Source organism: Streptomyces aurantiacus, assembly GCF_001418335.1.
Lineage (GTDB): Bacteria > Actinomycetota > Actinomycetes > Streptomycetales > Streptomycetaceae > Streptomyces > Streptomyces aurantiacus.
Window position 1 is genome coordinate 1 of the sequence record NZ_LIPP01000488.1, and the last position, 1,576, is coordinate 1,576.

The window sequence follows — 1,576 nt, forward strand, 5'->3', positions numbered from 1 at the left end:
CCCCCTGCAGATGCCCCAGGTGCCCCTTGAGCGCGGTCACAGGTATCCGACCGGCCCCGAACACCCCGGCCAGGGCAACCGCTTCGGCCAGATCGCCGTCGACGGTCGCCGTGGCGTGCGCGTTGACGTGGACCACGTCCACGAGACGCGCCCCCGCGTCCCGCACGGCCCGTCGGACGGCCCTGTCGATACCGGCCCCGCTCGGATCGGGAGCGGCCACATGATGGGCGTCGGCGGAAAGCCCCCAACCCGCCGCCTCGCAGTAGACCCGGGCCCCACGCGCACGCGCGTGCTCCTCCGCTTCGAGGAGCAGGAAACCGGCGCCCTCCCCGTTCACGAAGCCGTCCCGGTCCTTGGCGAACGGCCGTGACGGCGTCGTCCCGGACGCCACGCCGAGCGTGGACAGGGCACGCATCGACGCGAACGCCGCCATCAGCGCCGGCGTCACCACCGCCTCCGTGCCTCCGGCCAGCGCCACGTCCACATGCCCGTACCGGATGCGGTCGATCACCTGCCCTATGGCCTCGGTACCGGAGGCGCACGCGCTGGTCACGGTCCGGGCCTCCCCGGTGATGTGCAGCCCGAGCGACACCTGGGACGCGGCCTGCGAGGGCACGGTCATCGGGGTGGTGAGGGGCGGGACCGAACGCGGCCCCTTCTCCCGCAGCAGCCGGTCGCCCGCCACGAGCACGGGCGCACCGCCGATGATCGTGCCGACCGAGACGCCCACTCGTTCCGGGTCGAGCCCGCTCTCCCGCGTACCCGACGGGTCAAGGCCGCCGTCCTGCCAGGCCTCCAGCGCGGCGACCAGGGCGAGTTGGGCGGAACGGTTCATCCGGCGGGCCCGTTGCCGGGGCACCAGCTCGGTGAGGTCCACCGGCACGAGTGCCCCGGTCCGCACCGGCAGGCCGACGAACTCCGGCCCGTCCAGCTCACGTATCCCGTGCCGCCCGTCCAACAGCCCCTGCCACAGCTCGCCGACGCCGACACCGAGCGGGGTGATTGCGCCAAGCCCGGTGACCACCACCCGGCGCCGCCCGGCGGAGGCGGGCTCCTGACCTTCCGACGTCGCCGGACGCGCGTGATGGCGTACGAGGTATCCCTGCTCCAGCCGTTGCGTGGCCCAGGCCCGTATCTCCGGGTCCTGGAGCGGTTCTTCGGACGGGCGGTCGAGGTCGCGGTGCCAGACACCCCACCTCCGGGTGTAGGACTCCTCGACGGCGCGAGGGCCGGCGGTCCGCAGCGCGGTGAACCGGTCGCCGTCGCGCAGGGTGGCCGCGGGACCGTCGGCGGAGAGGGCGAGAGGGGCGCCGGGTACGACCTCGGCGGCGGTGGCGGTCGTGTCGGTGTCAGTGTCGGCGTCAGTGTCGGGGGAGAGGGGAGCGTCGTCGTCGTACGAACGGTGCATGTGACTGCTGCTTCCTTCGCTCGGTGGTGGGGCACGTCGGACACAAGGAGCGAATTCCAGTGTCACCGAACCGAGTTGCCGTCGGCCGCCAGCTGTCAGGTGACCGCCGACGAGCAGGAGTGGGCGAGCAACCACCGCTCACCACCCCCCCCATAACCCACCACAACC

Annotated in this window: 1 protein-coding gene; it reads right to left on the reverse strand. The window is 73.0% G+C overall.

Annotation, left to right across the window (positions count from 1 at the left end; translation table 11 throughout):
• Positions 1-1,408: beta-ketoacyl-[acyl-carrier-protein] synthase family protein (locus AOK01_RS39305; protein ID WP_079104111.1), on the reverse strand; the 1,408-nt coding region annotated here is incomplete at its 3' end.
• Positions 1,409-1,576: the final 168 nt, after the last annotated feature.